This window comes from Methylotuvimicrobium buryatense, assembly GCF_005931095.1.
Lineage (GTDB): Bacteria > Pseudomonadota > Gammaproteobacteria > Methylococcales > Methylomonadaceae > Methylotuvimicrobium > Methylotuvimicrobium buryatense.
Map to the genome: position 1 here is coordinate 1221792 of NZ_CP035467.1, position 23073 is coordinate 1244864.

Consider the following 23073-nt stretch of genomic DNA (forward strand, 5'->3'; position numbering starts at 1 on the left):
AATTTAAATGTTGTATAAGGAGGGGATATGAAAATTCCAAGGCAATATGTCATCGTTTTTTTCACAGTTTTTATGATGTTTTCTGCGCAATACGCGAATGCTTATTCCGCAGCCGACAAATCGTTGCGTGGATTAGCCGGGATGACGACCGGAGTGCTCGAGATTCCGGGGAACATGGTCAAGGAGAGCCAGGCTCAGGGTCCTGCAATCGGAATACCGATGGGATTGGCTATCGGCTTGGGCATGACGGTTACGCGTACCTTGGTGGGCGTTTATGAGTTTCTTTCCGCTCCGTTTCCATTGCCGGCCGGTTTTCGTCCAATTTTGAAACCCGAGTATCCTTGGGATTACTTCAAATAGTTTTTCTTACTAATCTGAGAGCAAGAAAGCCGTTTCAGTTTGCTTAGGAATATGCAAAAAATAACTTAACTGGAACCGTTGCTTTTTATTCTTAGACGGTTTTTCAATCAAAAGGGATGCAATCTTTACGTGGCCTCCCGGCCAAGCCATTGCTCGACCGACGGCGCTCGATAGGTTGAAAAGGCATCCAATAATTGTTTTGGATGCTTTTCAATCAACAGCATCGACCGGTCGACCGGTTTGACGAATTGTTCGTCAACGGCATGATCCAAAAATGAAACCAAGCCGTCGTAGTAGCCGTCGATATTGAGCAGGCCGCAGGGTTTTCGATGCAAGCCCAGTTGCGCCCAAGTCAGTATCTCAAATAATTCCTCCAGTGTACCTAGTCCGCCAGGCAAAGCGATAAAGCCGTCGGCAAGGTCGGCCATCAATGCCTTTCGTTCATGCATTGATCCGACAATTTTCAAATCGGTTAGTCCGTAGTGAGCGACTTCCTTATCCACTAAGTTTTGAGGAATCACGCCGATGACTTCTCCGTTTTGCGCCAATACGGCATCGGCAAGTTGTCCCATGACCCCGATATGGGCGCCGCCGTAAACCAAACCGATGCTACGGAGCGCAAGTTCCTTCGCGAGAAGATGTGCGGCAAGAGTATATTCGGGTCGTTTTCCGGATCTTGACCCGCAGTAGACGCAAATTCTTTTCATTCGATTAGCTTTTTAAAATCCGCCCAAATCTTGAATCGCATCGATTACCATGCCCGTGCCGGTTGTAACCATTAAAATGTCCGATGCCACACGGACAAACCGGTGACCGGTGGGAGGAGGGCCGAGCTCCAAAGCGACAGCCGGCGGTAGATCATGGAAAACGACATTTCGTGGCAGTGGCCGGCCGACTTGCCATTTTTTGGCTTGACCCGGCGGCAGGCAACCGTTGTTTTTCTTTGCGAGCCCTGGAGGACAGTGACCTCTACGGAATTGTTCGGAGTAATAATCGCGGATTATAATGCGCTGCCGGTCGCCGAAATAATCACCCTGTCTGATGTCGGCTCCTCTGTCTTGACGGGACGAGCCGGCGCTATGGCGTTCAGTTCCGGATTGGCGCTTATCGCCACCGCCGCGCGGCTGATCGTGTTGACGTTTATCGCCCTTCTTGAAATTGTCTTTAGATTTCTGAGGTTTGCCGGAATCCTGCCAATCCGGTTTTTGCGCATAAGTCGTAGCCGGTACTAGGGTTGCTGCACTCAAAAGTATAATTAGCAGGGTGGATTTAAATAAATGTTTTTTCATGTCGGGTTTCCTGGTGATCCGTGGGTTTATCAAATGCTCGGTTTCTTAACCCGAACTCAGGTTAATTAAACAAAACCATCGCTTTACGCAAAGTCGACCAAATACCCCAAGCTAAAGGAATGGCGACATAAAGCCAGTATACTAGCAACAGAACCCATTGGCCGGGTTTAAAAGGTTTGCTGTTTTTCATCGGCGGCTCACGAAGCGGTTTTCGTTAATGTTGAAGGGTTCGTGTTCCGATATTCATCGAGCGGATAAGCGCCGTCCAGTTCGTCGAATTCATCGTGTTGCATATAATGCTTTTCATGTACCGGCTTGATCAATAAATTACAGAAAAAGCCCAAGAGTAAGATGCCCGCCATGATATACATCGTGACGTTATAGGCATCGGTTTTTGCGATGCCCTGGGCGATCTGAAATTCTCGGATATAGTTGACCAAAACCGGGCCCAACACGCCGGCCGTCGACCATGCGGTTAGAAGTCGGCCGTGAATGCCGCCGACATAACGCGTACCGAAAATATCGGCCAAATAAGCGGGAATCGATGAAAAACCACCGCCGTACATGCTCAAAATAACCGCGTAAAGTAGAATGAACAAGGCAATGTTTCCGGTCATGCCGACCGAAGGAACAGCCGCATAAAGCCCTGCGCCGACGGCAAAAAATACAAAATAAGTGCTCTTGCGCCCGATATAGTCGGACACGGTGGACCAGAAAAAACGTCCGCCCATGTTGAATAGACTTAACAAACCGACGAAACCGGCCGCGGCCGCCGGCGTGACGAGTCCCTTGAATATTTCCTGAATCATCACCGAAGCCTGCCCCAAAACGCCGATACCTGCCGTCACATTCAAACACAAAACCAGCCACAGCAAATAGAATTGCGGCGTTTTCAAGGCCTGATCGATATGGACATGGCGATGCGTGATCATCTTGTTACGCAGTACTGGCGGTTTCCAGCCTTCGGGTCGCCAATCTTCCGGCGGCGTGCGAATCGTCAATGCGCCGATCGTCATCGATATGAAATATAAACCGCCCATCGTCAAGAATGTTTCGATCACGCCGACCGATACGGTCGATTGGAAATGATCCATCAGTAACACTGAAAGCGGCGCGCCGATCATCGCGCCGCCGCCGAAACCCATGATCGCCATGCCGGTTGCCATGCCGCGCCGGTCGGGAAACCATTTGATCAAGGTCGAAACCGGCGAGACATAGCCTAAACCGAGGCCGATGCCTCCGATGACGCCATAGCCTAAATAAAGTAGCCAGATTTGATGTAGAAAAACGCCTAATGCCGAAATCAAAAAACCGCCGCCGAAACAGCATGCGGCCACGAACATCGTCAAGCGCGGCCCGACTTTTTCGAGCCACTTACCGCCGAATGCGGCCGATATTCCCAGAAACACGATGGCCAGACTGAAAATCCAGCCCAGCTCGGTTAATTTCCAGTCGTCCGGCGCGGAAGCCGAACCGCCGATCACCCGAGTCAAAGGTTCGTTAAATACGCTGAATGCATAAGCTTGGCCGATGCACAAGTGCACCGACAAAGCGGCGGGCGGTACCAGCCAGCGGTTGTAGTCGGGAGAGGCGGTTATACGTTGTTTAGAAAAAAATCCGGGCATGAAAAACCTTTTTCATTTCAGTCTAGGCCTTTGGGTCTGTAAACCTGGCTTTAACATTCTTCGGTTATAAAATAATACTCATCGTAGATCAAAATTCGGCATCGGGGGGGGGGCGTCAAAGCATAGACGCCAACTTAAGGCATAAAACGTTGATTTGTAGTTGAAAAATAAAAGTGTGGCCACAACATAGAGTATTTTTACCGACGAAAGTGAAAATCCCTATGAAGCAGCCACAGCTAACAGATACGCCTTTTGATGAATTTTTGCAAGAGCTCCCGGCAGATTTCCAGGAGCAGGCCTATGAATTACAGGCGTTTGCACGGGCACGGAAAATCCGATCACCGTTGCAATTATTGCAGTTAGTCCTGTTGTATTGCGGACAGGACTTGTCGTTGCGCAGCTGTGCCGGCGAAGTTGCCAAGCTTCAAGGCTATTTGAGCGACACGGCGGTGACCAAGCGACTGGCGGCCTGCGTGGTGTGGATCAAGTCGTTACTGAAGCGTGTGTTCGGATTGGATAAACAGATCAACAATGGCTCCTTGAATTTCATTGTGATTGACGGTTCGACCGTGCAAGAACCCGGCGCGAAAGAAACAACGTATCGCTTGCATGTGGCGATCGACTTGATGAGCTTGACACTTCGCGAGGTCAACGTCACGACCGATAAAGTCGGCGAGAGCTTGGATCACTATCAGTTGACTGCAGGTGATGTCGCGTTGGTTGATCGAGGCTACAACCAACCGAAGTCTTTAGTCCCGCTCATTGATCGCGGCGGCCACGTCGTACTGCGCTACAATCCACACAGCATGACCCTTTACGAACGGTGCAACGAACCGAAAGGTGTTAAAATCGATTGGGAACAGCGCATACGCGATTTGAATGGTCAGCCGGGTGCGATACCCGTTTATCTGTGCCATCAAGACAAACGTATTGAAGGCGTGGTGCATGCGATGCCGTTACCGCCGGAACAGGCGGCGCAAGCACGCCGCAAAGCGAAACAACGCGCGCGTGATAAAGGTCGCACGGCGAGCCAAAAGACCTTGATGCTGAGCGGCTGGGTGTTGATTTTTACTTCGCTCCCCGAAGCGCTGCTCGACACGAAATCAATCGCTGAGCTCTACCGGGTTCGCTGGCAAGTGGAGCTGGTCATAAAGCGGCTAAAGAGCTTGCTCGATATCGACCGGCTACGCGCCCGAAAAGACAGCAAGCTGGCGGATTTATATTTGCACGGCAAGTTACTGTTTGCTGCAGTGACTCAAAAAATAGCGCAGCGCCGATTCGGCCGGGCGGCCACCACAATGGACGGTGATCGTTCGATTACCCATTGGCGTTTATGGCGCACGATCGCCAATGAGATCAAGGCAGGACTTACGGCTTGTTTTCCAAAAAATAAGCGCTTTATTGATGACCACGTAAAAAGCCTTTGTGAACGTCCGCGCAAGAGAAAGCTTCAGGGTTTGCCGGATCGTGTTTTGGAACTCATTATTGAAGGTCGGGGAGGTGGCGTTAGTCTTGCTTAATCAAATACTTAGATTCTTAAGTTGGCGCTTATGGGGCGTCAAAGGACGCCGTGAATACACCCCTGTAGGCTCTATGCCAGTTCCATGCTGGCAAAGCCTTTGCCGCACGCCTCCTCAGGCACTGCCCTGCCGAAATTTGAAGTACGAAAGGTATAGCTAAAAATAAATATCAAAGCACTGCTGGAGGTTGCAGAGCTATCGGTGAGGGACGAGTGACTTCGGTGGGCGCTATCTTATCGGAATCGGGCTGGATGTACTATGGATATGGTCGTAAATAACTTCCTTATTTCCGCTCGTTCCCAAGCTCTTTGCTTGGGAATGCGGAACGAGAAGCTCTAGCCTCTCGAAACCGGTTAGCAAGAGCTTACATAGAAAAGGAGGGGGCTTTAATTAGCGATTACTATTAATCAAAAAGTAACCTGACCCCTTTTAGAACCCTTTTAGGGTCCCCTGAACGTTTTTTGAAAACGGCTCGACTCAACAGTGTCTGCAGGCCCGCTTGTTGCCAAAGACTTACAAAGAAGTTATTCATCCGTTCTTAAATTCACGTTTCAGCCTACAGATTTGCGCATCGTGACAAGTTCTTCGGCTGCAGTCGGATGAATACCGATCGTCGAGTCGAAGACGGCCTTGGTCGCGCCGGCCCGAATTGCGACTGCCATGCCTTGTATGATTTCTCCGGCTTCCGGCCCGACCATGTGGATGCCTAGGACCCGATCGGTGCTTTTTCTGACGATCATTTTCATCATCGTTTTTTCATCGAAACCGGACAGCGTGTGTTTCATCGGCGTAAAAACCGATTTATAGATCTCGATATCGGAATATCGCTCCTTGGCTTCGGATTCGGTCAACCCCACAGTGCCGATATTCGGCTGGCTGAATACCGCCGTTGGGATATAGTCGTAATCGACCGAAGTGGGTTTATCGGTATAGAGAGTGTTGACCAGAGCCATTGCTTCGGCGGTTGCGACCGGTGTCAGGTTAAGTCCGCCGGTGACATCGCCCAGCGCGTATATCGACGGAATATTGCTTTGATATCGGTCGTCGACGACGATTTCCCCGTTCTCTGTCAGCGCAACGCCGAGTTCGGACAGTCCTAATCCCGCAGTATTCGGTTTTCGCCCGGTCGCATATAAAATCAGATCGGCTTCAATGATTTGGTTCCGGTCGGTATGGGCTTCACAGCCGTTTTCGGTCCGGGTGACCGATTTAATGTTGGTGTTGAGCAAAATGTCGATGCCTTTTTTTCGCATTTCCTGATCGGCGAATGCTCTAATATCGTGATCGAATCCCCGCAGAATTTGCTCTCCTCGATAACATAATGTCGTGTTAACGCCCAAGCCGTGCATGATGCCGGCGAATTCGACGGCAATATAGCCGCCGCCGACGATTAATAGCCGTTTCGGGAGATTATCCAAGGCAAACATGTCATCGGAATTGACGACATGTTCGTTGCCCGGAAAATCGGGAATAAATGGCTTGCCGCCGGTCGCGATTAGAATGCGTTCGCTGCGGTATCGAGTTTCGCCGACTTGTGCGGTATGAGCGTCAAGCAATGTCGCTCGGCCTTCGATCAGCGTTACGCCTGACTTGTCGAGCAAACTGCCGTATATGCCTTGCAGCCGTTCCAATTCGCGATCTTTTTGCGACAACAAGCGTTGCCAATCGAAGTCCGGTTTTGTCATCGACCAACCGAAACCTTTAGCCGCTTCAAAATCCTCGCGAAAATGCGAGGCATAGACGAACAATTTCTTAGGCACGCAACCGACATTGACGCAGGTACCGCCCAGATGGCGGTCTTCGGCGATGGCGACGCGAATGCCGAGGTTGGCGGCCGTTCGTGCAGCTCGAACGCCTCCCGAACCCGCGCCGATGACAAAAAGCTCGAAATCGTAATCAGTCATTTGCATTTTCTTGGATAGATGGATAAGGGAGCGAATAGTTAAATTATGATTTTAAGTAATCGAGCATCGTGTCCGCGTCGCTAACCGTGAACGGGTCGTCCGGGCAATTGTCGGAAAAGCCGGGTTCGCTGAACAGTTTGACGATCTTACCGTCCTCGACCAGCATCGAATAACGCCAAGAGCGATAGCCGAAGCCGAGATTTTCCTTTTTGACCAACATCCCCATCAGACGGGTAAAGTCGCCATTGCCGTCGGGCAGCATTTTGACATGCTCGATGCCCAGATGCTTGCCCCACTGAAACATCGTAAAGGCATCGTTGACACTTAAGCAATAGACATCATCGACGCCTTGATCGATGATGTCTTGGTATTTTGCTTCGTAACCGGGTAAGTGTGTGCTCGAACATGTCGGCGTAAATGAGCCCGGTAGGGAGAACAGCACGATTTTTTTGCCTTTGAAAATGTCGTCGCTACTCACATCTTGCCATCGGAAAGGATTATCGCCGCCGATGCTTTCGTCTCGTACGCGGGTTTTGAAAACTACATTGGGAACGTTTGAAGTCATTTTGATTCTCCGCTGGGTTGATCAATGAGCGATCGGTTTATCGGTAAATAAATAATCGCGCAATTCGTTGTCGAATTTCGGGTCTTGTCGGCGTATCCATTCCAACAGCATCGCCGCGTGTTCCTTCTCCTCATCGCGGTTATGAGCGAGTATCGCTTTGAGGTCTTTATCTTTGCACACATCGACGCGTTGGTTATACCAATCGACCGCTTCCAGTTCCTCCATTAAAGAGGTAATCGCCCGATGCATATCGCGCGTTGCATCGGAGAGTTCTTCTATTGCTTCGTGATAACCTTCGTTTGCCATTTTGGAGCCTCGTCTACTGAATAAATGAATGTCGATTAGGTAGGGAATCTCACGATACTATCTTCCTTCTCGGCTCATTGACAGTGTAACGCCGTTTTAATGCAATGGATAATAGATTGTCATTATCAAGGCGATTTATTACGTCGATACACGATATAATCCCCAGTTAAAATTTATTCCGCGCCTTAAAACTGATTCATGAGTTTCCACGAACTAAACGCCCGATTTCGCCGATTGCACAAAGAGCATGCCGCTTGGCGTTTGTTGCGTTCGGACAATGCGCCGTTGATACTCGCCTTCGTCGCCGATTTGTTCGAAGAAGCCGACGAAATCGCATTCGGCCGCGCCAAGATGGCGCTCGATACCGAACTGGAGCATTGGCGCGAACAGGGTATTATTGAAGTCGAGGTCAATGCCGCAACCTATTTGCGGCAATGGATTCAAGCCGGTTGGCTGCGCGAGTTGGACGATCAATTGAGCAAAACCGACGCTTGCGAGGTGGCGTTGCGTTTCTGCCGGCAATTGGATCAGCGTGAGACCAACGCCACCGCGTCGCATTTGCGTATCGTGCAAGATGCGGTACGGGATCTATCGGTCGCGATCAGTCCCGACCCGGCCGAACGCATTCAATTGCTGGAATCGCGCAAGGCCGAAATTCAGCGGGAACTCGACGAATTGGAGGCCGGTATCGTTCATGAATTATCGGATACCGAACAGCGCGAGCGGATTATCGAAATTTATCAATTGGCGGCGGTGTTGACCGGCGATTTTCGCCGTGTCGAAGACGAAATACGGCAAATCGACCAGACCCTGCGCGTGCAAATGATCGAATCCGGCGGCAGCCGAGGCGACGTGATTCTGAATCTGTTAGAACAGGAGCAACTGCTGGCTGCAAGCGATGCAGGCCGGGCTTTCGACGGTTTCTTTCAATTATTGTGCGATCAAAATCGCAGTACCGAATTGCGCGAACAATTGAAAGCGATTTTAAGCCGTCCGGCCGCGAACAATCTCAGCGAGCAACAGGCCCGTTTTCTCGGCAAACTGATGCGCGAATTGAGCCGCGAAAGCGGACGGGTATTCCAAGTGCGGCGCCGTACCGAGGAAAATCTGCGGCAGTTCGTCGAAAGCGGAGCGGCCGGTGAAATGCGCGCCGTGGACCGATTGCTCGGCAAGTTGGAGCGCTTGGCGGTCGGTTTCAAGGAAGCCGATATTTCGATGCGTCACGAAACGAGTCTGAGACTCGACAGCGGCCATGTCAAAATACAATCGCCGGACGCTTGGTGTCTGAAAATGCCCGAGGAACAGCTCGACACGCGCGATGTCCAAGAACACATCAATAACGCCACGCCCAGCGAGACGATGTTGCGTCAATTGCATGCGGTGCAGGTGCTGGCTGTCGCGGAAAAATTGCGCAAAACATTACGGGCCAGCCGAATTCCGCTCAGTATCGCGGGCCTGGTTGCGCGTCAGCCGATTCAGGCCGGCCTGGAAGAATTGATCGCATTTCTCAGGGTTGCGCGCGCTGTCGGCGCGACCGAATTGCAGGGCAGGGAGACAGTGGAAATCAAAGATAGAAACGGGCAGCGTCTCAAAGCGGAAATTCCGCATTATTTGCTCAGTGCCGAGCAATTTCCCGAACAACTTGAGGAGTTGATTTTGTGAGTTTTTTCGATAAACCGCTGGCCGGAAATTCTGCCGAACAGCCCGATCTGTTCGATTTGCTTCGCGGCCGAATCGAGCCGTCCGAGGTTTCAAACGCGCAGCAGACAGATGAATCCCTCGCGCTCGAAGAGCAGTCCGAAGCCGGCGGCGAGACGGAAGCCGATTCCGGCCGATTGCCGTCCGAAGCGCGCCGTGCTTTAGTCGGGTTGCTGCGCCACGGCGTGATCATGGCCGACAATAAACGCCTGCAATTCGAGGCCTTGTGCCGCTACCGCGCGCCAATCGAAGCCCATCTGGCCGATATGTATCTGCGCCTGTTGCTGGATGAGCAAGCGGGACTGGCTATTTTACTTCAACAAGAAGTGGAAGAACTCGACGAGGACGATGAAATCAGTAGTCTGATCGTCAGGCGAACCTTAACTCTGTACGATACCTTATTGCTACTGGTGTTGCGCAAGCATTATCAAGAACGGCAAAACGCCGGCGAGCAGCGCGTCATTATCGATATCGACCGCGTCGATGTCGCGTTGCGGCCGTTTCTGCCGTTGACTAACAGCAGTCGCAGCGACCGGCGGCAGTTGAGCGGGGCGTTGAAAATCATGAAAGACCGGAAAATTTTGGCGGCGGTGCGCGGCGATGAAGAGCGTTTTGAAATCACGCCGGTGATTCGTTATGTCGTCAATGCTGCCTTTCTCGAGCAAATGCTCGAAGAATATCTGAAGCTGGCGACCGGCGCCAGCCTGAGCGAAGAACAGGAGGCTTCCGATGGCTGATGTGCCTAGCGCGCAAGTTCGCGATTTGTTCGCTTGCGGTGCGATCCGGCTGCGAGAATTGTCGGTCTATAACTGGGGCTCGTTTCACGGTTTGCATACGGCCCGTATCGATCCCGGTGGTACCTTGATCACCGGCGACAACGGCGCCGGAAAATCGACTCTGGTGGACGGTTTGATGGCCTTGTTGCTGCCGGCCGGTAAGGCGACGTTTAATGTCGCGGCGGCTCAGGGCGACCGGAGCGACCGAAGTTTGATGAGCTATATTCGCGGCAGTTTCGGCAGCGCTCACGACGGCGGCCGAACTCGGATATTGAGCAAGCGCGAAGGTGCGGTCGTCACCGGACTTCGCGCCTTTTATCAGGCCGACGACGGTTCGCAAATAACGCTCGCGGCCTTGTTTTGGATGTCGCATGCCGGTAATGCCCTAGGCGATCTAAAGCGGGTTTATCTAGTCGCACGCCGTAATGTGACCCTGAAAGAATTGCTCGACGCCTTCGGTGACGGCGATCCGCGCGCGTTGAAACAGTTCTTACGCCAAGATCCTATGATTACCGCTTGCGACGACCGTTTTTCCGAATATCAGGAACGCTACCGGCGCTTGTTGCACATGGATAACCCGAATGCGCCGGCGTTATTGGCGAGGGCTTTGGGCCTGAAGAAAATCGACGATCTGACTTCATTGATCCGCGATCTGGTGCTCGAACCCAGCAATGTGCGCGACGATGCGCGTAAAGCGGTCGACGAATTCGCCGATCTGGTCGGCATTCACAAGCAGTTGCTCGACGCCCGTCAGCAGCGCGATGCCTTGGCGGATTTGCCCGGCGTGACCGAAGACTTGCAGCGCGCCGAACAGGATTTGCAAAAGCTGGATGCCGAATTGGACGGCCTGTCGGCTTGGTTCGGCGAACAATGCGCCGGGCTATGGCGGTTGCGTATCGAGACCATCGCTTCGGCGCTGCAGCAGGCCAAGGATCATCTCGAACGGCTGGAAATTCAAGTGAACGAAGCCGCGGAGCGCTCCGAGCAATGCCATGCCGATTATCTGCAAGCCGGCGGCGAGCGTATCGAATTCATCAAGAAAGACTTACAGGCCGCGGAAGCTAAACTGGCCGAGGTCAATCTCAAGGCCTCGCGCTATCAGCAAGTCGCCGGTACTTTGCAATTGGAGGGCAGTCTCGAAGAAACGGTTTTTCAAGGCAACCAGCGTCAGGCGCAACAGGCCCGAGAATCCATCGCCAACGAAAAAACGCAAGTCCAGAATGATTTCGCCGCGGAGGCCGCCAAACTGAGTAATGCTCAGGAACAACAACGGCACTTGCAGGACGAAATCGGCGAAATCGAGGCACGCCCCGATTCCAATATCGACGCCAAGTTTCAAATCCTGCGCGATGAAATGGCCGAAGCACTCGGCTTGGATCGCGGCAAGCTGATGTTCATCGGCGAATTGCTGGACGTGCGCGAAGACGAGCGCGCTTGGCAGGGTGCGATAGAACGCGCGTTGGGCGGGCTGCGTACGACGCTGGCGGTGCCGGAAAGCGATTTTTCATTGGTCACGCGCTGGTTGAATCAACGTCACACCGGCTTGCATGTGCGCGTGCAAGTCGTTCGAGAGCTCGACCAGGCGCCGGAATTCAAAGCCGACGGTTATTTGCGCAAACTGGTCTGGCGCGATCATCCGTACCGAGACTGGTTGAAACGGCACCTGGCGCGTTTCGATCTGCACTGCGTCGAAAGTACCGAACGGCTCGACCGGACGCCTTTTTCAATGACGCGGCAGGGTTTGATGCATATGGATCGCGGCCGCTTCGAGAAAAAAGATCAGCAGCGCATCGACGACCGCCGCGCCTGGCAATTGGGATTTTCCAACAAAAGCCGCTTGGATCTGTTGCGTCAGGATGTCGAGCGCTTGAAACAAGCAATCATCGAGTTGGGTAAGGCGGTCGGCAAGGCGCGCGAAGCCATGGATTCGGTCGACCGGCGCGACCGGCAATGGGAAGAACTAAGCCAATTTCGTTGGGCCGATATCGATGTGCCGTATTGGCAAAACCGCATCGTGGAGCATAAACACGATATCGAACAATTGGAACGGGCCGGCGGTGACTTAGCCGCCGCGAAGGCGCGCTGGGAAGCGTCGAAAACGGCATTGCATGATTTGCAAAAGCAAAAGGATGGTCAAATCGGACGCGTGAGCGCGATCGGTAAGGACCATGAAAACGCCGAAAAAAACAGACAACAAGCCTTGAAGCTCGCCGAAACCGGCGTTGCCGACGATTTGCGCGCGGCATTGCTGAAAAAAATAGGCGTGCTCAAGGACGCGCAACTGGAGGAAGCCGCGAAAATCGAGGAACGTTATCGTCGCGATATGGAACAGCAACGCGGAGTCGTTCGCGCCCGCAAAGACCGGGCCAGCCGATCGGCGGTCGGCATCATGACCGGTTTTCGCGCGAAATGGGAAATCGTCGCCGCGGATTGGGGCGGGGATCTGGCGAGTCTGCAGGATTATCTGGCGCATTTAGCGCAACTGGAGCAAGAAGGCTTGCCGGCTCTCGTGGAAAAGTTTCGCGAACGGCTGAACCGACACGCGACGCAATCGCTAGCGGGGATACGCACACGAATCGAATCGGAGCGGGAAGACATCGACGAGCGCATCCAAACGATCAATCGGGTGCTGGAGCGGACCGAATTCCGGGCCGGAAGTTATTTGCAATTGGGCATGAAAAACGAGCAATACGAGCATGTGCAGCATTTCAATCGTCTGTTGAGCAAGGTCATGGAGCAATTGACCAGCGACGATCACGAAGCGCGTTTCGCCGGCTTGCAGCAGGTCATCGCCATTCTGGACAAGGCCAGTAATCCGGCTACGGCCAATACGCAGGAAAGTCTGCGTTTGCTCGACCCGCGTCATCAGTTGTCGTTTTATGCCGAGGAAATCGGCGCGGAAGACGGCAAGATTCGCGATGTGTTGATGTCGTCCAGCGGGAAATCCGGCGGGGAAAAAGAATCGTTCGCGGGCACCATCGTCGCGGCGAGTTTGGCCTATGTATTGACGCCGGACGGCAGCGATAGGCCGGTTTACAGCACCGTATTTCTCGACGAAGCCTTTTCGAATACGGCTGAAGCGGTTAGCCGCCGGGTGCTGCGTATCTTCAAGGAACTCCATATTCATGTCAATTTGATCACGCCTTACAAGAACCTAAATTTGGCGCGCGAGTCGGCTCGTTCTTTGTTGATTGCCGAACGCGACGGCGCGGCGCATGAGAGTAGTTTGTGCGAAGTCACTTGGCAAGAGATCGACGAGCGTTTGCGGCAACAGGCCGAAGCATTCGACGTGGTATTGACACCCGAAGCATAGGCGAGATGATTGAGTTGCTAAGGCTGATTGTTTAACATCGCCCATTTGTCCGGCAATTTCGTTATGACTATGAAAGCACCTATTGTATTAATCGGTATCGGAGAGTTAGGCGGCGAATTCGCTCGCGGTTTTTTACGCTGCGGACATCCGGTTTATCCGATTACCCGGCAAACGGCAATCTCTGACGCGGCTGATCATATACCGACACCGTGCCTCGTTTTGATTACGGTGCAAGAAAGCGAGCTGGACGGGATATTGAAGGATCTTCCCGAGTCCTGGCGAGATAGAGTCGGATTCGTGCAAAACGAATTGTTGCCTCGTCATTGGCAACGGCACGGCATCGATAATCCGACCGTTGCGGTAGTCTGGTTTGAAAAGAAACCGGGGATGGCGTTGACCAATATTCTCTATACGCCGGTGTATGGCCCTCGTGCCGATGTCTTGATGCAGGCATTGGAAGCAATCGATATTCCCACGCGCTTGCTGAAAGATGAAGATCAATTGTTATATCAACTTCTGCGTAAATCGCTTTATATCATGACCGTCAATATCTGCGGTTTGTCGTGCGGCGGTACGGTCGGAGATTTGTGGATGTGGCATCGCGAACTCGTCCGGGAAGTTGCTCTGGAAGCAGTCGCTATTCTGGAATGGCTGAGCGGTCGAGCGTTGTCTGCAGAAAAGCTGATTGCCGGCATGATCGAAGGCATCGAGGATTGTCCCGACAGAAATTGCCTCGGCCGTAGCGCTCGATTTCGCTTGGAGCGCGCTCTGCAGTATGCCGGGGGAGCCGGATTGGAGACGCCCAGGCTCAATGAAATTTATCGGCAAGTCAATCAGCAAAAGCGTAAGTAATGAATCGGTGGGGGTTGTTGCCGGATAATGTGCTGGAGCAGTTGCGAACTCGGGAATGGCTGAATACTGAGAACCTTCGCGGTCGATTGAGCGGCGACCGTCCTTTTCCTATCCGTATAGCGCTCAAAGCGCCAACCGGCGCTCAGGCCTTGGCCGATCTGGAGCATTTCCTGCGCTTTATCGAAAGCTGGAAGCGCTGGCCGAATCAGAGTCAAGTGGACTGGCAAATTAAAAAATTCCAGCAACTGGGCGAGCAAACGCTGCCCGTTGCGGTGCAAATCGAGTCGATGTCGGCGTTGATAGCCGTTTTGGGTTCGAAAGCCGAAGTCAGAAAACAGCGATGGGAGCAGTTGATGAGACCGCTGTTGAATCTGGATGCCCGTCTGTCTTCCGTTTTGATCAGGCAATTGTCCGTTCTGGAAAGCATGGCGCCGGATGATAGCGCGCTATTGGCGCAATTGTTGCCGCAGTTACGTCGGGGCATGGGGCAGGGCGCCTATTTGCGCGCTTTGCCGCTGAAGGGCGTCGATACCAAGTTCGTCGAGAATTATCAAGGACTGATCGAAGCCTTGGCGGATCGGCTTCATGAGGGCGAGGTGACTGAACAAGGCGGCTTGTCGAATTGGTTGGCTTGTATCGCCAATCCGAGCGGTTGGCTCCTGGTGCGTCCGCTGTGCCGGCAAAGCCGCGAACGACTGGCGGGTTTGCCGATCATGCAAATGGATACGCGGACGCTGCAAAACCATGTTTTGCCTGCCGGCCGCATTCTGGTCGTCGAAAATAAGCAAAGCGGTTATGCTTTGCCAAAACTGGACGACACCATCGCGGTATTCGGCGGCGGCAGAAATACCGCCTGGATGGATGCCGAGTGGCTCAAGCAGAAAAGTATCGCTTACTGGGGCGATATCGATAGCTGGGGCTTGACGATTTTGAGCGACGCGCGCCGGCGTCAACCGCATTTGCAGGCGCTGATGATGGATGAGGATACTCTGCTCGAGCATCGAAAGCGCATGGTCGAAGAAGAATGCCCTCAAGGCAAGCTGCCGGAATATCTGACCGAAGCAGAGCGGCAATTGTTCGAACGTTTGCAAAGTCGGTATTACGAAAAAACGCGGCTGGAACAAGAGCGCCTGGCGCCGGATTATATTCGGACGTGTTTGCTGGGTTGGCATTATTTATGAGTAAGGATTTTCCGGTTCTTGTGCTCCTCCTTGGAAGCCATACCTCGGCTGAGGCAAGATCGGTATGTATTCCCTCGCACATTGCCATTACATTAAGCCGTTACAGAATAAGTAATGCTGGCTTCAGGCTCGAACGTGCATCAAAAGCCTGCCATTCATGGCGCTGGATTCCGCCATTCCATGGCGGAATGACGGTTTCCCTTAACTTAATGACAGTTATTACCACGCTGGAGCGGTGGGAACGAGAACGCTTACATGATTTTTATAGCGAAATGCTTTTCTAGGTTTATAAGCAGCAATTCCCAATTTGGAGATCAAAAAGGGTGTGGGGTATGCTTGGCGAGGATGTCGGCAGCAGGGCAGATTTTTGCTCCTGCAAAATCTGCATTCACGCCATCCTTGGCGTTCGAGCTGCCGCCAAGCCCCCATGGATGGGTTTACGGCGTTCCTCGACAGGCATACCCCACACCTAAAATCGGCGAAACTGCTCAAACTGGGAATTGCTGGTTTATAAGTCCTTGTGATCTATTTCTTAAATGCTCATTATTAATCAAGTAGGTTTGTGAAGCCCAAGTTGGATTATTTATTGCTTGATTTTTAAGGGTTGATTTTTTGGTACTGGGCTTTATGAAAAATTATTCTTTTGCGATGCTGAAAGGCGATATATTCGGCGGGTTGACGGCCGGTGTCGTAGCATTGCCGTTGGCGCTGGCATTTGGTGTCGCATCCGGTGCTGGTGCATTAGCCGGTCTTTATGGTGCGATTGCGTTAGGTTTGGTTGCCGCCGTTTTCGGCGGTACTCAATTACAGGTGAGTGGACCTACTGGGCCGATGACGGTCGTTTTTGCTTCGGCTCTGACGACTTTCGGAGGGAATTTTCAGTTGGCGTTGGCCGTTGTTTTGATTGGCGGTTTGTTACAAATCTTGTTCGGTTTTATGCGGTTGGGCGGCTTGGTGCGGTTTATTCCTTATCCGGTGATTTCCGGCTTCATGAGCGGCGTCGGCATGATCATCATTATTCTGCAGATGGCGCCGCTTTTAGGCGGTACACCGGATTCCTCGACACTATCGGCCTTGTTTAATTTACCGTCAGTCATTGAATCGATCCGATTCGATTCGATGTTTTTGGGTTCGCTGACATTGGCAATTGTTTTTTTGACGCCGATCAAAATCAGCCGCTTCATTCCCTCACCGTTGTTGGCGCTTTTTATTGGTACCCAACTGGCGGTCTTTGCGGGCCTTGAAACCGCCGTGATCGGCGATATCCCGGCCGGATTGCCTGATTTGCATTTTCCGTCTTTTAGTCTGGAACATTGGTCCTCGGTGTTTATGTTAGGGTTGACGTTGGCTTTGTTGGGCAGTATCGATAGCTTGTTGACTTCATTGGTAACCGATTCGATTACGCACACGCATCATAAGCCCAATCGAGAGTTGATTGCGCAAGGTTTGGGTAACATTTTGTGTGCTTTTATCGGCGGCTTGCCGGGTGCGGGAGCGACGATGCGCACCGTGGTCAATGTCAAGGCCGGCGGGCAAACGAGGCTGAGCTCGGTGATGCATGCTTTATTCCTATTGCTGTTATTGCTTGAACTCTCGCCGCTGGCTAGTCAAATTCCGTTACCGGTGCTTGCCGGTGTTTTGATCAAGGTCGGTTTTAATATCATTGATTACAGAATGTTCAAATTGGCGTCGAGCTCGACCCGTTCGGAATTGATGATCATGTTTTGTGTGTTGCTACTGACCGTGTTAGTAGATTTGGTCATTGGCGTGACGGTCGGCGTGATTTTGGCGATGGGGATGTTGACGTGGCGTTTGGCACAGCAAGCCGACATTAGTTTCGAGACCAATCATGATTATCATTTGACTGAAAAACCAGGGAGGGGCGTTAGAATTATGTCGATCAAGGGTCCGCTGTTTTTCGGTTCGACCAGTCATATGCTGGACCGCATCGAGGCGGTCGACAGCATCATGGATACCGAGGAGGTGATACTCGATTGCCGGCGAGTGGATTTGATGGATCTGAGTGCTATCGTGATGCTAGATGAAGTCGTGCAATATCTGCAAGGCCGCTCGATGCTGGTTAGAGTCTTGGTCAAGCCGGCTCTGCGAGAACAATTGTTAAGTGCAAAGAGTTCGAGTTTTAATGAGCGAATTCTTTTTACGAGTCTACATGATGCGCTGGTGCCGGATGCGCAATTACAAAACCTTCATGAGCTCGATTCTATGGGAATTATGCAAGAAGATTATTGAGAGCGGACCGGACGAGGCTTTTTGCCTTGTCCGGCATTGATTTACCCCCTTTTGATCGAAAAACCGTCTAAGAATAAAAGGTATGGGACGTGTCTATCGAGGACCGCCGTAAACCCATCCATGGGGGGCTTGACGGCATCTCGTACGCCAAGGATGGCGTGTAGTAGGGCACCAACAGTAGGCGCTTTAGGCGATGCAGGGCAGAAAAATGCTCCTGCATTTTCTGCACTAATTACATCCATGTAACTCAGCAGTTGCCGAGGAGCAAAAATCTGCCCTGCTGCCGACATCCTCGCCAAGCATACCCCACACCCTTTTTGATCTCCAAATTGGGAATGGCTGGTATGTTAACTTCGGTTTCAAATTTATTTTCGGTATGTTGCTATTTCTGTTCGTTATCGAAGAAATGTGACTTTCGATTTGAAATACGTCAGCAGGACGGTTCGGATTTGATTAAAAATGTGCAAGAACAATCTCCGCGAGCCATACAGGCGGTTTGTTCGATCGGTCGATCGAGCAGTGTTGAAATCAAGGCATGATCGAAATCGCAAAGGTCCGAAAATTGTTGGGCCAAGTCGTGGTAGACGCAATTGGATGCTTTAATGACGGGCTGACCGGTGTTAGTGTCGAGCGATGCGTGATAGCCCAAGCTTTGCATGGTATTGATTAGAGCCACGATTTTTTCTTCGGGCTTTTTGTCGCTGAATTGAGAAGTCAGTGTATTGGCCAACTTTACGCCGAGCCGCCACATGAACTGTCTAAAAGCTTCTTCAGACATTTCGGATTTAAGTTCCGTCAGGACTAGGTTGCAAAACCAAGAATATTGTTTCGGAAAATAATTGATGCCGTGTTCGGTCAAGACATAATTTCGGGAGGGCCGTCCGCCGGTACTTTTGAATATGTCTTTTTTGATCAACTGTTCTTGTTCAAGGCTGGATAGATGTTGTTGAACCGCATTTCTGGAAATATCTAGCTGCTCGGCAATCTCATCAATACCCAGGCCTAATCGTGATTCGAGCAGCAATCGCAATATTTGCTCGCGTCGCGTACCGATTCCTTTTGTCAAAAAAACCTCCTCCCCTTAGAATAATCGTTATTGCGCCTAGATTTTTTAGGCTTTTCAAACGGCAAGCATATCATAGAAATGCAAATATGTAACTTTTGTAATATAAATATTGCAAAAGCATGGTATCGAGACTAAACTTGCCCTTGAGCCTTTGATGCTCAGCGATAAAAATATAAACATAAACAAAGGAAGATAACGATGAGTGAAGCTACACCTAATCAATCATTATTTGAACAAATCGGTGGAGAAGCGGCTGTTAATACGGCAGTCGATATTTTTTACCGTAAAGTATTAGCGGATCACCGAATCAATCGCTTTTTCGATAATGTCGACATGGAGCAACAGGCGGCGAAACAAAAAGCGTTTTTAACGATGGCATTCGGCGGACCGAATAGTTACACCGGCGCCGATATGCGCAACGCACATGCTAGACTAGTCAAAATGGGGTTGGACGATTCGCATTTCGATGCCGTTATGGAACATTTAGGCGGAACATTGAAAGAGTTGAACGTTCCTGACAACCTAATCGAACAAGTCGCTTCGATTGCAGAAAGTACCCGCAACGATGTTTTAGGCAGATAATTAAGGGAAGTTTTGACGATGGCCCTGAAAAAAATCATATTGGACGAACATGAGACTGCTTGCCAAGAGGGTGAAACGGTTCTTGAAGCCTTATTGCGCGACAATGTCGATATTCCCTTTAGTTGCAAACAAGGCGCCTGCCAAAGCTGCATGGTGCGCAGTTTGGACGTCTCCCCCCCCGCTCACGCGCAAAAGGGCTTGAAAGATGTATTGTGTAAGCAAAACCATTTTTTGGCTTGCTTATGCTATCCCGAACAGGACATGTCGATTACTCTGGGCCATCAACCCGAATACTTTACCGAAGGCACGGTTGTCGCAAAGGAATTGCTCAATCCTGAGACTGTTTTATTGACGATACAGTGCAAGGACGCACTGGATTATTATGCAGGGCAATTTGTCAATTTAAAACGTGCGGACGGTTTGATTCGGAGTTATTCGATCTCCAATAGCCGAAGACATGCCGAAAAACTGTCTTTTCATATTCGCCGGTTGGCGGGCGGAAAGTTCAGCGAATGGGTGCATCAGGAATTGAATGTCGGCGATACGATTTCCGTGTCCGACCCCCAGGGCCTTTGTTATTATTTGCCCGATAAAATGGAACAAAGCCTATTATTGATCGGTACCGGTAGCGGTTTAGCGCCTTTGGCGGGGATAATCCATGAAGCCTTGGAGGAGGGGCATAGCGGTCCTATCCATTTGTATCATGGCAGTCGAGATGTGGATGGACTCTATTGGATCGACGAGATGCGTGAACTCGCTGAAAAATACGAGAACTTTCACTATACTCCTTGCGTATCGAGAGGCGATGCGCCGGAAGGCGTCGCGCACGGCCGCGCTAACGATGTTGCAATGGGAAACATTCCCGACCTGAAAGGCTGGCGCGTCTATTTGTGCGGCCATCCGGACATGGTGAATCAGGCGAAAAGAATGGCCTACTTAAACGGCGCTTCGCTACAAAACATTTATTCCGATGCATTTCATGTCGCATCGCCTACACTGGACTGATACATCCCCTGATTTTCGTAGGGTACGCATCGCGTACCTATTTCGAGGTTTGTTTTTTCTATTACGTTTGTCAATGGTTCGATGCCTCACGTTGAGCCTTAGTACCCGTTCCTAAGCAAAAATAACCGAACCTCTTTCGGTTATTTTTTGGGGTTCCGTCAATCGGCGAGACCATCATTTTCATTCATGCCAGCCGGATTTCGCTGCGCAAATTCTTGAGTCGCTCATGATCGAACCCGTCGCCTTAAAAGATTTTTTCATCACTTTTTTTTCATCCGCTTTGATCATTCTAGCCGGCGCAAGCTATGCGCTGCTCTATGCTTGGTCTAAAGTGAATCCGAATTCCCGAATCAAAATTGCCGCTTATTTTTCTTACGCCGTGCTGGTCGTATCGGTGGGCGTATTGTCGAATGCCGCGAATTTTTCGGGTTACTGGCTGATTGTCACCGCTTTGATGATCATCGGCTATTTTTTTGCACCGATAGGCATCTGGCATCTATGTGTTAAAACGCATCATGATGAAGAGGTCGCTATAACAATAAATAAGAGGAGGAGCGATGAATGAAACACCGCTGTGGGCATCGGAGTCATTCTGGAAAAAAACCGCGATCTGGGTAACGGCCGGATCGTTTTTAATTTTAGTCGTATTAACATTCGATTCACTCAAACAAACTACGGCAGGAACGCAGAGGGTGCCTGCCTATGACGTGATCAATAAAAAAATCGATTATCAATTCGATAAGGAATTGAATAAATTTATGCCGGTCATCGGCGGAGAAGAGCTGTTATTCGGTAAGGAGTACACCGAAGAAGAAGCCAGAGAGTTAGTCGATTTGGGTAAAAAGACCACACAGGCTAAAAATTGCATGAATTGCCATACCTTACTCGGTAACGGCGCCTATTACGCGCCGGATTTGACTAAAGCCTGGTTGGATCAAGGCTGGATCAGTCCTGAGATGCGTGAGGACATGATGCTTCAGTTTTTAATGAACCCGGAAAAGAACGCGCGTACTTTCGGTACAGGACGCAAGATGCCGAATTTGGGCATTACCGAAGCCGAAGCTAAAGGCGTCGTAGCCTTTTTGAAATGGATGTCGAGTATCGACACGAACGGCTTTCCCTATAACTTTAAAACCTTGTACGCGGAGGATTGATCATGAAATCGGGTGGATTAGCGGGTGTGATTGAAAACGCGGGCGTATTGGTTGACCGGTCGCGCGGTTATTGGCAGGATTTTCAGAACTGGGTGCAACTGGATAGTAGTACGCTGAGTCCGGGCAGGCAACTGGCGGTAAAATATTTCATCGTTGCGGTGATTTTGTTTTGTGCGCAAATTCTGTTCGGTCTGTTGGCTGCGCTGCAATTTATCTTTCCGGGCTTTCTTTATGAAATTTTGGATTTCAGTGTCAATCGTATGGTGCATATCAATGCGATGATTGTGTGGATGCTCTACGGCTTTTTCGGTTGTATCTATTGGCTGTTGGAAGATGAAAGCGGTACCGAAATTGTTGGCTTAAAATACGGCAATATTGCGTTCTGGGTGTTGACCGGGGCAGTAACGATTGTCGTATTGGTTTATTTGCTCGTGCAAATCGGGCCGGGCAAGGACTCCAGTCTATGGTTCATCAACGAAGGCCGCGAATATATCGAAGCGCCGCGCTGGGCCGATATCGGCATCGTCGCGGTTGTGTTGACGTTCTTTTACAATGTCGTCGCGACCTTCAGCAAAGGTAAGTGGTCCGGAATCGCAGGTGTGTTGACATTAGACTTGGTCGCATTGGCCGGCTTGTATGTGGCAGGTATGTTCTACATGACCAATATCACGCACGAACAATATTGGTGGTGGTGGGTTATTCATCTTTGGGTCGAAGCGACTTGGGAAGTCTTGGTCGGCGTGATCATGGCCTGGTCGTTGATGAAACTGTTAGGCGTGCGGCGGAAAATCGTCGAAACCTGGCTGTATATCGAAGTGGCGTTGATGTTCGGGTCCGGCATTCTGGGCTTGGGACATCATTATTTTTGGATCGGCACGCCAGAGTATTGGCTCACAATCGGCGGTTTTTTCTCGGCGCTGGAGCCGATACCGTTGGTCGCGATGGTCGTGCATGCGGTTTATGACGCCGGCGCGCATTCGTTCAAAACCGGCAACCATCCGGCGTTGGCTTGGATCATCGCGCAAGCCTTCGGTAACTTCTTCGGAGCGGGCGTTTGGGGCTTCATGCATACGCTGCCGCAGATCAACTTGTACACGCACGGCACGCAATGGTCGGCTTCGCACGGACATTTGGCCTTCTTCGGCGCCTATGCGACGATCAATATCGCATTCTTTTATTTGGCGATACAGCACTGGCGAGGCGATGTCTGGATGGCCGGTGGCATCAAAAACGCCTGGCGCTGGAAATGGGCCTTGGGTCTACTGAATGCCGGTGTACTTGGGATGACGATTGCGTTATTGATTGCCGGTTATGAGCAGTCGTTTATCGAGCGTGCCGTCGAAGGCTCGACTTGGGGCGGCTATTTCGCCGCGCAGTCTCAGCCGGCCTTCCAAAGCGCGATGACGTGGCGTTTGTTTTTCGGATTGATCACGGCAAGCGGGTTAGTCTTGTTGGTTTGGGACTTGCTAACGATCGGCAAAGGCGAGGAGCGTAAGGCTGAAATGCCGCAACAGGCTTAAAAAATAAGTCATTTGCCGCATAAAAAAGGCGCTTTATTCGAAAGAATAAAGCGCCAAGGCCTTAACAAACAATCACAAAGGAGGAGGACACACAACGAAAGCATTTC

22 protein-coding genes are annotated in these 23073 nt (G+C 51.2%); 14 read left to right on the plus strand and 8 right to left on the minus strand.

The annotated features are described in order from the left end of the window. Positions 1 to 27: 27 nt before the first annotated feature. On the plus strand, positions 28 to 360 hold the full coding sequence (locus tag EQU24_RS05655) for an exosortase system-associated protein, TIGR04073 family (protein WP_014147631.1): 333 nt from the start codon (positions 28 to 30) through the stop codon (positions 358 to 360). A gap of 125 nt (positions 361 to 485) precedes the next feature. Here the strand turns inward: EQU24_RS05655 and EQU24_RS05660 are convergent, their stop codons facing one another. The 4 genes from EQU24_RS05660 to EQU24_RS05670 form a co-directional block, all read right to left on the minus strand. Further along, positions 486 to 1067 (minus strand): LOG family protein, encoded by a 582-nt coding sequence (locus tag EQU24_RS05660; RefSeq protein WP_017840425.1) that lies wholly within the window; start codon positions 1065 to 1067, stop codon positions 486 to 488. 12 nt (positions 1068 to 1079) lie between these two features. Beyond that, positions 1080 to 1649, minus strand: a complete 570-nt coding sequence (locus EQU24_RS05665; RefSeq protein WP_017840424.1) for a hypothetical protein — start codon at positions 1647 to 1649, stop codon at positions 1080 to 1082. A 61-nt stretch (positions 1650 to 1710) separates the two neighbouring features. Beyond that, a complete protein-coding gene (locus EQU24_RS23235) occupies positions 1711 to 1839 on the minus strand; it encodes an MFS transporter small subunit (RefSeq protein WP_017840423.1) in 129 nt (42 codons plus the stop codon). A 7-nt stretch (positions 1840 to 1846) separates the two neighbouring features. Beyond that, complete coding sequence (locus tag EQU24_RS05670; protein WP_017840422.1) at positions 1847 to 3274, minus strand: L-lactate MFS transporter; 1428 nt, start codon at positions 3272 to 3274, stop codon at positions 1847 to 1849. Between the two features lie 221 nt (positions 3275 to 3495). Between EQU24_RS05670 and EQU24_RS05675 the strand changes: the two genes are divergently transcribed. After that, complete coding sequence (locus EQU24_RS05675) at positions 3496 to 4794, plus strand: transposase (protein WP_138767097.1); 1299 nt, start codon at positions 3496 to 3498, stop codon at positions 4792 to 4794. Between the two features lie 551 nt (positions 4795 to 5345). Here the strand turns inward: EQU24_RS05675 and gor are convergent. From gor to EQU24_RS05690, 3 genes are read right to left on the minus strand one after another with little or no spacing between them, the layout of a single operon-like run. Beyond that, a complete protein-coding gene (gor, locus tag EQU24_RS05680; RefSeq protein ID WP_017840420.1) occupies positions 5346 to 6698 on the minus strand; it encodes a glutathione-disulfide reductase in 1353 nt (450 codons plus the stop codon). 43 nt (positions 6699 to 6741) lie between these two features. Beyond that, positions 6742 to 7263: a peroxiredoxin gene (locus EQU24_RS05685; protein ID WP_017840419.1), complete on the minus strand. Its 522-nt coding sequence runs from the start codon at positions 7261 to 7263 to the stop codon at positions 6742 to 6744. A 21-nt stretch (positions 7264 to 7284) separates the two neighbouring features. Beyond that, positions 7285 to 7569 (minus strand): encapsulin-associated ferritin-like protein, encoded by a 285-nt coding sequence (locus EQU24_RS05690; RefSeq protein WP_017840418.1) that lies wholly within the window; start codon positions 7567 to 7569, stop codon positions 7285 to 7287. A gap of 198 nt (positions 7570 to 7767) precedes the next feature. Here EQU24_RS05690 and EQU24_RS05695 point away from each other — a divergent pair, with 198 nt between their 5' ends. From EQU24_RS05695 to EQU24_RS05720, 7 genes are all read left to right on the plus strand, one after another. Further along, positions 7768 to 9231 carry a DUF3375 domain-containing protein gene (locus EQU24_RS05695; protein WP_017840417.1) on the plus strand — a complete coding sequence of 488 codons (1464 nt, stop codon included), beginning with the start codon at positions 7768 to 7770 and terminating at the stop codon, positions 9229 to 9231. After that, complete coding sequence (locus tag EQU24_RS05700) at positions 9228 to 10004, plus strand: DUF4194 domain-containing protein (protein WP_017840416.1); 777 nt, start codon at positions 9228 to 9230, stop codon at positions 10002 to 10004. Before EQU24_RS05695 ends, EQU24_RS05700 begins: the two co-directional genes overlap by 4 nt. Further along, positions 9997 to 13356 carry an ATP-binding protein gene (locus EQU24_RS05705; RefSeq protein ID WP_017840415.1) on the plus strand — a complete coding sequence of 1120 codons (3360 nt, stop codon included), beginning with the start codon at positions 9997 to 9999 and terminating at the stop codon, positions 13354 to 13356. Before EQU24_RS05700 ends, EQU24_RS05705 begins: the two co-directional genes overlap by 8 nt. Before the next feature lie 69 nt (positions 13357 to 13425). Then, the gene (locus tag EQU24_RS05710) at positions 13426 to 14208 is read left to right on the plus strand and encodes a ketopantoate reductase family protein (RefSeq protein WP_040575595.1); all 783 of its coding nucleotides are present in this window, start codon (positions 13426 to 13428) and stop codon (positions 14206 to 14208) included. Continuing rightward, entirely contained in the window at positions 14208 to 15389 is a 1182-nt protein-coding gene (locus EQU24_RS05715; protein ID WP_017840413.1) for a DUF3322 domain-containing protein, read from the plus strand. Before EQU24_RS05710 ends, EQU24_RS05715 begins: the two co-directional genes overlap by 1 nt. After that, complete coding sequence (locus EQU24_RS22290; protein WP_175421664.1) at positions 15386 to 15673, plus strand: hypothetical protein; 288 nt, start codon at positions 15386 to 15388, stop codon at positions 15671 to 15673. The genes EQU24_RS05715 and EQU24_RS22290 overlap by 4 nt, the downstream gene beginning before the upstream one ends. Positions 15674 to 16016: 343 nt before the next feature. After that, positions 16017 to 17639 (plus strand): SulP family inorganic anion transporter, encoded by a 1623-nt coding sequence (locus tag EQU24_RS05720; RefSeq protein WP_017840412.1) that lies wholly within the window; start codon positions 16017 to 16019, stop codon positions 17637 to 17639. Between the two features lie 430 nt (positions 17640 to 18069). Here EQU24_RS05720 and EQU24_RS05730 read toward each other — a convergent pair whose 3' ends face one another. Beyond that, positions 18070 to 18705: a helix-turn-helix transcriptional regulator gene (locus tag EQU24_RS05730; protein ID WP_017840410.1), complete on the minus strand. Its 636-nt coding sequence runs from the start codon at positions 18703 to 18705 to the stop codon at positions 18070 to 18072. A 198-nt stretch (positions 18706 to 18903) separates the two neighbouring features. Between EQU24_RS05730 and EQU24_RS05735 the strand changes: the two genes are divergently transcribed. The 5 genes from EQU24_RS05735 (at position 18904) to EQU24_RS05755 (ending at position 22966) form a co-directional block, all read left to right on the plus strand. After that, positions 18904 to 19287 (plus strand): group I truncated hemoglobin, encoded by a 384-nt coding sequence (locus tag EQU24_RS05735; RefSeq protein WP_017840409.1) that lies wholly within the window; start codon positions 18904 to 18906, stop codon positions 19285 to 19287. An 18-nt stretch (positions 19288 to 19305) separates the two neighbouring features. Continuing rightward, positions 19306 to 20292 (plus strand): 2Fe-2S iron-sulfur cluster-binding protein, encoded by a 987-nt coding sequence (locus tag EQU24_RS05740; RefSeq protein ID WP_017840408.1) that lies wholly within the window; start codon positions 19306 to 19308, stop codon positions 20290 to 20292. Positions 20293 to 20518: 226 nt separating this feature from the next. After that, positions 20519 to 20857, plus strand: a complete 339-nt coding sequence (locus EQU24_RS05745; protein WP_014147647.1) for a hypothetical protein — start codon at positions 20519 to 20521, stop codon at positions 20855 to 20857. Further along, a complete protein-coding gene (locus tag EQU24_RS05750) occupies positions 20850 to 21446 on the plus strand; it encodes a c-type cytochrome (protein WP_017840407.1) in 597 nt (198 codons plus the stop codon). The genes EQU24_RS05745 and EQU24_RS05750 overlap by 8 nt, the downstream gene beginning before the upstream one ends. 2 nt (positions 21447 to 21448) lie before the next feature. Beyond that, positions 21449 to 22966 (plus strand): cbb3-type cytochrome c oxidase subunit I, encoded by a 1518-nt coding sequence (locus EQU24_RS05755; protein ID WP_017840406.1) that lies wholly within the window; start codon positions 21449 to 21451, stop codon positions 22964 to 22966. Positions 22967 to 23073 lie beyond the last annotated feature (107 nt).